The organism is Nostoc sp. JL31 (assembly GCF_017114965.1).
GTDB classification, from domain to species: domain Bacteria; phylum Cyanobacteriota; class Cyanobacteriia; order Cyanobacteriales; family Nostocaceae; genus Nostoc; species Nostoc punctiforme_A.
Window position 1 is genome coordinate 68,641 of record NZ_JABXKO010000015.1, and the last position, 9,710, is coordinate 78,350.

Annotated in this window: 3 protein-coding genes; all 3 read left to right on the top strand. The window is 46.7% G+C overall.

Annotated features, from left to right (window positions below; genetic code table 11):
- The first annotated feature begins 21 nt into the window (after positions 1-21).
- The gene (rpoB, locus tag HWQ43_RS02555; protein ID WP_292729815.1) at positions 22-3,321 is read left to right on the top strand and encodes a DNA-directed RNA polymerase subunit beta; all 3,300 of its coding nucleotides are present in this window, start codon (positions 22-24) and stop codon (positions 3,319-3,321) included.
- A gap of 123 nt (positions 3,322-3,444) precedes the next feature.
- Entirely contained in the window at positions 3,445-5,322 is a 1,878-nt protein-coding gene (locus tag HWQ43_RS02560) for a DNA-directed RNA polymerase subunit gamma (protein ID WP_094342607.1), read from the top strand.
- A 113-nt stretch (positions 5,323-5,435) separates the two neighbouring features.
- A complete protein-coding gene (locus HWQ43_RS02565) occupies positions 5,436-9,485 on the top strand; it encodes a DNA-directed RNA polymerase subunit beta'' (RefSeq protein ID WP_292729818.1) in 4,050 nt (1,349 codons plus the stop codon).
- The last annotated feature ends 225 nt before the right edge of the window (positions 9,486-9,710 follow it).

Here is a 9,710-nt window from a genome sequence, read left to right on the forward strand (position 1 = left end):
CAGGTTGACAAAGGAAGAGGCATGACTAAAGAAACATATATGGAACCCGCCTTTCTGTTGCCCGACTTGATTGAAATCCAGCGATCAAGCTTTCGCTGGTTTTTGGAAGAAGGGCTGATAGAAGAACTTAACTCCTTTAGTCCTATTACAGATTATACGGGCAAATTAGAATTGCACTTTTTGGGTCATAACTACAAACTCAAGGAGCCAAAGTATAGCGTCGAAGAAGCCAAGCGGCGGGATAGTACTTATGCCGTCCAAATGTATGTTCCCACACGGTTGATTAATAAGGAAACCGGGGAAATCAAAGAGCAAGAGGTATTCATTGGTGATTTGCCTTTGATGACCGATCGCGGCACGTTTATTATTAACGGAGCCGAACGGGTAATTGTCAACCAGATAGTGCGATCACCAGGCGTTTATTACAAATCAGAAATCGACAAAAACGGGCGACGTACTTATTCAGCTAGCTTAATTCCCAACCGGGGAGCATGGCTGAAATTTGAAACAGACCGTAACGATTTAGTGTGGGTACGTATCGACAAAACCCGTAAACTCTCAGCGCAGGTACTACTAAAAGCTTTAGGGTTATCAGACAACGAAATCTTTGATGCCCTACGCCACCCCGAATATTTCCAAAAAACCATCGAAAAAGAAGGGCAATTTTCTGAAGAAGAAGCCCTGATGGAGTTATATCGGAAACTGCGTCCTGGTGAACCACCTACGGTCTTAGGTGGACAACAACTGCTAGACTCTCGTTTCTTTGACGCGAAACGTTATGACCTTGGTCGCGTTGGACGGTACAAACTCAACAAGAAATTGCGCCTTTCAGTCCCAGACACCATGCGGGTGTTAACTGCTGGCGATATTTTGGCAGCCGTAGATTACCTGATCAATCTAGAATATGACATCGGTAATATAGATGACATTGACCACTTAGGCAACCGTCGAGTGAGAAGCGTCGGTGAATTGCTGCAAAACCAAGTAAGAGTAGGCTTAAACCGCCTAGAGAGAATCATTCGGGAACGGATGACCGTATCCGATGCTGAAGTGCTAACCCCTGCCTCCTTGGTGAACCCCAAACCATTGGTAGCAGCAATTAAAGAATTCTTTGGTTCCAGCCAGTTAAGTCAGTTCATGGATCAAACCAATCCTCTTGCAGAACTGACCCACAAACGCCGTCTAAGCGCCCTTGGACCTGGTGGTTTAACCCGCGAACGCGCTGGGTTTGCCGTGCGGGATATTCACCCTAGCCACTATGGACGTATTTGCCCCATTGAGACACCAGAAGGTCCCAACGCCGGATTGATTGGCTCCTTAGCAACCCATGCACGGGTTAACCTGTACGGCTTCCTCGAAACACCATTTAGACCTGTAGAAAATGGGCGAGTCAGATTTGATCTGCCTCCAGCCTACATGACAGCCGATGAAGAAGACGATCTGCGGGTTGCCCCGGGAGATATTCCTGTAGATGAAACCGGACACATTATTGGGCCACTAGTGCCAGTCCGTTATCGTCAAGAATTTTCCACCACAACACCAGAACAGGTGGACTACGTAGCAGTATCTCCCGTACAGATTGTGTCGGTAGCAACCAGCATGATTCCCTTCTTGGAGCATGATGACGCTAACCGAGCGCTGATGGGGTCGAACATGCAACGGCAAGCAGTACCTTTGCTTAAGCCAGAGCGTCCTCTAGTGGGGACTGGTTTAGAAGCGCAAGGAGCAAGAGACTCCGGGATGGTGGTTGTATCGCGTACCGATGGCGATGTTACTTATGTGGATGCTACAGAAATTCGCGTCCGTCCTAAACCTAACACCTCCGAAATTAGATACACCCTTTCCAAGTATCAACGCTCAAACCAAGACACCTGTTTAAATCAGAAACCTCTCGTCCGCATTGGTGAACGGGTTGTTGCTGGTCAGGTATTGGCTGACGGCTCCTCCACCGAAGGCGGTGAATTGGCGCTAGGACAAAATATCGTCGTTGCCTATATGCCTTGGGAAGGCTACAACTACGAAGATGCAATTTTAATCTCTGAAAGACTGGTGCAGGATGATGTCTACACCTCAATTCACATTGAAAAATATGAAATTGAAGCTAGACAAACAAAACTGGGGCCAGAAGAAATTACCAGAGAAATTCCCAACGTTGGGGAAGATGCCTTGCGTCAGTTGGATGAACAAGGAATCATTCGCATTGGGGCATGGGTAGAAGCGGGAGATATTTTGGTGGGTAAGGTAACACCCAAAGGTGAATCTGACCAACCACCAGAAGAAAAACTATTACGGGCGATTTTCGGTGAAAAAGCGCGGGATGTGCGCGACAATTCCCTGCGAGTCCCCAACGGTGAAAAAGGTCGCGTAGTTGATGTACGCTTGTTTACTCGTGAACAAGGCGATGAACTACCACCAGGAGCCAATATGGTAGTCCGGGTGTACGTTGCCCAAAAACGCAAAATCCAAGTTGGCGACAAAATGGCAGGACGCCACGGTAATAAAGGGATTATTTCTCGGATATTACCGGCAGAAGATATGCCTTATTTGCCCGATGGTTCACCAGTGGATATTGTACTTAACCCCTTGGGTGTACCCAGTCGGATGAACGTCGGACAAGTATTTGAGTGCCTCTTGGGTTGGGCTGGTCAAACTTTGGGAGTCCGATTTAAGATTACTCCCTTTGATGAAATGTACGGTGAAGAGTCATCGCGCCGTATTGTGCATGGCAAATTGCAAGAAGCACGTGACGAAACAGGGAAAGACTGGGTATATAACCCAGATAATCCAGGTAAAATCATGGTATATGACGGTCGTACAGGCGAACCCTTTGACCGAGCAATTACCATCGGTGTGGCTTATATGCTGAAGCTGGTGCATTTGGTGGATGATAAGATCCACGCCCGTTCTACAGGCCCATACTCACTGGTGACTCAGCAACCCTTGGGTGGTAAAGCACAACAAGGTGGTCAACGGTTTGGAGAAATGGAAGTGTGGGCATTGGAAGCCTTTGGTGCGGCTTACACCTTACAGGAATTGCTCACAGTTAAATCTGACGATATGCAAGGACGGAATGAAGCGTTAAATGCGATCGTTAAAGGTAAGGCAATTCCTAGACCTGGAACCCCAGAATCCTTTAAGGTGCTAATGCGCGAGTTGCAATCATTAGGGTTGGATATTGCTGTACACAAGGTAGAAACCCAAGCAGACGGCAGTTCCCTAGATGTGGAAGTCGATTTGATGGCAGACCAATCAGCCCGTCGCACACCTCCTCGACCAACTTATGAATCTCTTTCCCGCGAATCGCTGGAAGATGACGAATAAGAATTAGAGAATCGGGCATCGGGCATCGGGAATGGGAAAAATGCCCAATGCCCAATGCCCCGTTCCCAATGTTGTAAAACTAAATATACTCAAAACTCATAACTCGAAACTCAGCACTTAAGTATGAGACCTGCCCAAACTAATCAGTTTGACTACGTAAAAATCGGCTTGGCTTCCCCCGAACGCATTCGGCAGTGGGGAGAAAGAACATTGCCCAACGGTCAAGTAGTCGGTGAAGTTACCAAGCCAGAAACGATTAATTACCGAACTCTCAAACCAGAAATGGATGGCTTATTTTGTGAGCGCATCTTTGGCCCAGCGAAAGATTGGGAATGCCATTGTGGTAAGTATAAAAGAGTTCGTCATAGAGGTATTGTCTGTGAGCGCTGTGGGGTAGAAGTCACCGAGTCACGGGTGCGTCGCCACCGCATGGGCTATATTAAACTCGCCGCACCAGTAGCTCACGTTTGGTATCTCAAAGGCATTCCTAGCTATATTTCCATCCTGTTGGATATGCCATTGCGGGATGTCGAGCAGATTGTCTATTTCAACTCTTATGTTGTCCTGAGTGCAGGTAATGCCGAAACTTTAACTTACAAACAGCTACTGAGTGAAGACCAGTGGTTGGAAATAGAAGACCAAATTTATAGCGAAGATTCTGTGCTGCAAGGCGTAGAGGTAGGTATTGGTGCTGAAGCGCTATTGCGTTTGCTTGCCGATATCAATTTGGAGCAAGAAGCCGAAAGCCTACGCGAAGAAATTGGCAACGCCAAGGGACAAAAGAGAGCCAAGCTAATTAAGCGACTGCGGGTTATTGACAACTTTATCGCCACTGGTTCCAAACCAGAGTGGATGGTAATGGCAGTTATTCCCGTGATTCCCCCGGACTTGCGGCCAATGGTGCAGCTAGATGGCGGACGGTTTGCCACGAGCGATTTGAATGATTTGTATCGGCGGGTAATTAACCGCAACAATCGTTTGGCACGCTTGCAAGAAATTTTAGCACCAGAGATTATCGTGCGGAACGAAAAGCGGATGCTGCAAGAAGCAGTGGATGCTTTGATTGACAATGGTCGTCGGGGACGCACTGTGGTAGGGGCAAATAATCGACCCCTGAAATCTTTGTCCGACATTATTGAGGGTAAGCAAGGACGTTTCCGACAAAACTTGTTAGGTAAACGGGTTGACTACTCTGGACGTTCGGTAATTGTGGTCGGGCCAAAGCTGAAAATTCACCAGTGCGGTTTGCCTAGAGAAATGGCAATTGAGCTATTTCAACCATTTGTAATTAACCGCCTGATTCGTAGCGGCATGGTAAATAACATCAAAGCTGCGAAAAAACTGATATCCCGCAATGATCCCAGTGTTTGGGATGTGCTGGAAGAGGTAATTGAAGGACACCCTGTAATGCTAAACCGGGCACCAACATTGCACCGTTTGGGTATTCAGTCTTTTGAACCAATTTTAGTAGAAGGTAGAGCGATTCAACTGCATCCTCTGGTGTGTCCAGCCTTTAACGCCGACTTTGACGGCGACCAAATGGCGGTACACGTCCCTCTGTCGTTAGAAAGTCAGGCTGAAGCGCGGTTGTTGATGTTGGCTTCTAACAATATTTTGTCACCAGCCACGGGTAAACCGATCATCACACCTAGCCAAGATATGGTGTTGGGAGCCTATTATTTAACAGCAGAAAATCCCGGTGCGACAAAAGGGGCAGGAAATTACTTTTCTTCGCTAGAGGATGTAATTATGGCCTTCCAGCAAGATCAAATTGACTTGCACGCCTATATTTACGTAAGGTTTGACGGCGAAATAGAATCAGACCAGCCGGATACAGAACCCGTGAAAGTGACGGAAAACGAGGATGGTACCCGCACATTACTCTATAAGTTCCGTCGAGTCAGACAAGACGCTAAGGGCAATGTACTTTCACAGTATATATACACAACTCCTGGTCGCGTTATTTACAACAATGCCATTCAGGAAGCACTAGCAAGTTAATTCGTAATTTCTAATTCGTAATTAAAGAATTAATTACGAATTACGTAGCTTGCTTCTCGCGTTTGGCGAGTATTACGAATTATTAATTATTGATGACTCAGGACTAATGATTAATGACTAACGAAAAAATGATTTTTCGCAATCGCGTGGTTGACAAAGGTCAACTGAGAAATTTAATTTCTTGGGCTTTTACGAATTATGGTACAGCGCGAACCGCAGTGATGGCGGACAAATTGAAAGATTTGGGATTTCGCTACGCTACCAAAGCAGGGGTTTCCATCAGTGTAGATGACTTGATGATACCACCAACTAAACGATTGCTCTTAGAAGCAGCCGAGGAAGAAATTCGTGCTACTGAAACCCGTTATCAACGGGGAGAAATCACTGAAGTAGAACGCTTCCAAAAGGTAATCGATACTTGGAATGGTACCAGTGAAGCTTTGAAAGATGAAGTAGTCGTTCACTTCAAGAAGACTAATCCCCTGAACTCCGTATATATGATGGCATTCTCCGGGGCACGGGGTAACATCTCACAAGTCCGGCAGTTGGTGGGGATGCGGGGACTGATGGCAGATCCTCAAGGTGAAATTATCGATTTACCTATCAAAACCAACTTCCGTGAAGGGCTAACTGTGACGGAATACATTATTTCGTCTTACGGTGCCAGAAAAGGATTGGTGGATACTGCCTTACGGACGGCTGACTCTGGTTATCTCACCCGCCGATTGGTGGACGTTTCCCAGGATGTAATTATTCGGGAATTTGACTGTGGGACTACCAGAGGTCTTAGCATTCGACCAATGACAGAAGGTGCTAAAACCTTGATTCCTCTAGCAACTCGCTTGATGGGACGGGTAATTGGCGAAGATGTGGTGCATCCGGTCACAAAAGAATTGATTGCAGCACGCAATTCGCCAATTCCTGAAGACTTGGCGAAGAAAATTGAAAAGTCTGGGGTGGGAGAAGTTGTGGTGCGATCGCCCCTAACTTGTGAAGCCGCACGTTCTGTCTGTCAACACTGCTACGGCTGGAGTTTGGCACACGCCAAGATGGTGGACTTGGGCGAAGCTGTAGGGATTATTGCTGCCCAAAGTATTGGTGAACCTGGTACTCAGTTAACCATGCGGACATTCCACACTGGTGGGGTGTTTACTGGAGAAGTGGCACAACAAGTTCGTTCCAAAATTGATGGGACTGTCAAACTTCCCCGCAAACTGAAAACCAGAACATATCGTACCCGCCACGGGGAAGATGCCCTCTATGTTGAGGCTAATGGCATCATGCTTTTGGAGCCAACAAAAGTAGGTGATGTGACTCCAGAGAACCAAGAGGTTCATCTTACCCAAGGTTCAACACTATATGTATTTGATGGAAATAAGGTAAAACAAGGTCAGTTATTGGCAGAGGTTGCCCTTGGTGGACGGACAACTCGGACTAATACAGAAAAAGCAGTTAAAGATGTAGCCTCTGACTTAGCAGGGGAAGTGCAATTTGCCGAAGTTGTTCCAGAACAAAAAACTGACCGTCAAGGCAATACCACAACCACAGCCGCACGCGGTGGTTTGATTTGGATTTTGTCTGGAGAAGTTTACAACTTGCCGCCCGGGGCCGAATTAGTGGTGAAAAATGGTGATGCAATCGCTGCTAATGGAGTTTTAGCAGAAACCAAATTAGCCAGTTTACACGGCGGTGTGGTGCGCTTGCCAGAAGCTACCCCAGGTAAGAGTACCAGAGAAATTGAGATTATCACTGCTTCTGTGGTTTTAGACCAGGCAACTGTGACAGTCCAAAGTTCTCAAGGTCGTAATAACTACTTAGTATCTACTGGCAACAACCAGGTATTTAACCTCCGAGCTACACCAGGCACAAAAGTGCAAAATGGTCAAGTAGTAGCTGAGTTAATTGATGACCGCTATCGCACAACCACTGGTGGATTCCTGAAATTCGCAGGTGTCGAAGTCCAGAAAAAAGGTAAAGCCAAGCTGGGTTATGAAGTCGTTCAGGGCGGTACACTGTTGTGGATTCCTGAAGAAAGCCACGAAGTTAATAAAGATATCTCCTTGCTGTTGGTGGAAGACGGTCAGTTTGTGGAAGCTGGCACCGAAGTCGTGAAAGATATCTTCTGCCAAAATAGTGGTGTGGTAGAAGTGACCCAGAAAAACGACATCCTGCGGGAAGTTGTGGTGAAGCCAGGCGAACTGTTGATGGTGGACGATCCAGAATCAGTCATCGGGCGAGATAACACCTTCATCCAACCAGGTGAGGAATTCCAAGGTAATGTTGCCACGGAATTGCGTTATATCCAGTATGTGGAGACACCAGAAGGCCCCGCCCTGTTGAGCCGTCCAGTCGTTGAGTTTGCTGTACCAGATAACCCAGATGTGCCATCCACTACATCTGTAAGTCAACAAACCGGGCGATCGATTCAGTTGCGGGCTGTGCAACGACTACCTTACAAAGATTCAGAACGCGTCAAATCTGTTGAAGGTGTGGAACTGCTGCGAACCCAGCTAGTGCTGGAAATTGAGCAAGAAGGGGAACAAGATCATAATGCTTCACCCCTAGCAGCAGATATTGAATTAGTAGAAGATACCGAAGACCCAGAAGTTCAACGTTTACAACTGGTAATTTTGGAATCCTTGGTAATTCGTCGAGACATTACCGCCGATGCCACCCAAGGTAGTACCCAGACTACACTTGAGGTACACGATGGGCTAACCATTGCCCCAGGTTCTGTAGTCGCACGTACCCAAATCTTGTGTAAAGAAGGTGGGGAAGTACGGGGTGTCCAAAAAGGAACCGAAAACGTGCGTCGTTGCTTAGTGTTGCGCGACGTTGACAGGCTCACCATTAATACTAGTACTCAGCCCAAGGTGAAAGTGGGTGATTTGCTAGTAGAAGGTACAGAAGTTGCTCCTGGAGTTTTTGCCCCAGAATCAGGACAGGTAGTAGATATTAAAAATGCCGCTGCTGCATCTGGTGGGGAATCAGCTCTTAGTAATAAAAACTTCGTTATTACTACTCGTATCGGTCGCCCTTATCGAGTCAGCCCTGGTGCTGTATTACAGATAGAAGACGGCGATTTAGTACAACGGGGTGATAACTTAGTGTTGCTGGTGTTTGAACGCGCCAAAACCGGAGATATCATTCAAGGTTTGCCCCGGATTGAGGAACTGCTTGAAGCTCGGAAACCTAAAGAAGCCTGTATTTTATGTCGGCGGGCGGGTGAAGTTAAGGTAGTTTACGCTGAGAGTGGTGATGAAGCGATCGCTATTAAGGTCGTAGAATCAAATGGCGTGGTGACAGATTATCCTCTGGGCCCTGGACAAAACTTGATTGTGCCAGATGGCTCAATGGTATTAGCGGGACAACCGTTAACTGATGGCCCATCCAATCCCCACGAAATTTTGGAAATCTTCTTTAGTCTGGGTTCTGAAGACGGAATCTATGCTTGTGCTAGCCTTGCTTTGCAGAAGGTACAGACTTTCTTAGTGAATGAAGTGCAAATGGTGTATCAGTCTCAAGGGATTGATATTTCCGATAAGCACATTGAAGTAATTGTTCGCCAGATGACCAACAAAGTCAGGATTGATGATGGTGGTGACACTACTATGCTTCCTGGCGAATTGGTGGAACTGCGCCAAGTTGAGCAGGTAAACGAAGCTATGGCAATTACAGGCGGTGCAAGGGCACAGTATACTCCAGTATTGTTGGGTATCACCAAAGCATCGTTGAACACCGACAGCTTTATCTCCGCCGCATCATTCCAAGAGACAACACGGGTACTTACCGAAGCAGCTATCGAAGGCAAATCTGACTGGCTGCGCGGATTAAAGGAAAACGTGATTATCGGGCGATTGATTCCGGCTGGTACTGGTTACAATACCTATGAAGAACCCGGTGCGATCGATGACTATACTGCTGAAATTACCAGTAGTGTGTTAGATGAAGTTGATGATCCCCTAGATATGGTCTTAGACGATCGCACAGCTCGCACCTATAATTTAGATTCTCCTACTCTTGGGGAATCTGGCTTTGGCAGCAGACGTGCAGAAAGGTCAATTCTAGATGAAGAAGATGAATTAATTGCTGACGAAGTAGTAGACGACGACGATTTCGAGGAAGAAGAGGAAGACGACGAGGATGACTTCGACGACGAATAGAGACTTGAAATTTCGCGTCTAAAAGGTAAAAGGTAATATCGAGTCTGCTCAATTACCAATAACCAAAGTACCTTACCCGTGCTAGCGTGCTCCTTGCCAAAGGGGTACGCTAGCTTCAGTTTTACCCCTAGTGAGCAAGTGTCATCATATTTAATTAGGGGTTGCTGAACAAGAAACAAAAGAAGACAATTTCTAGATTTTTAGAGCAAATAAGTGTGTTCAGGT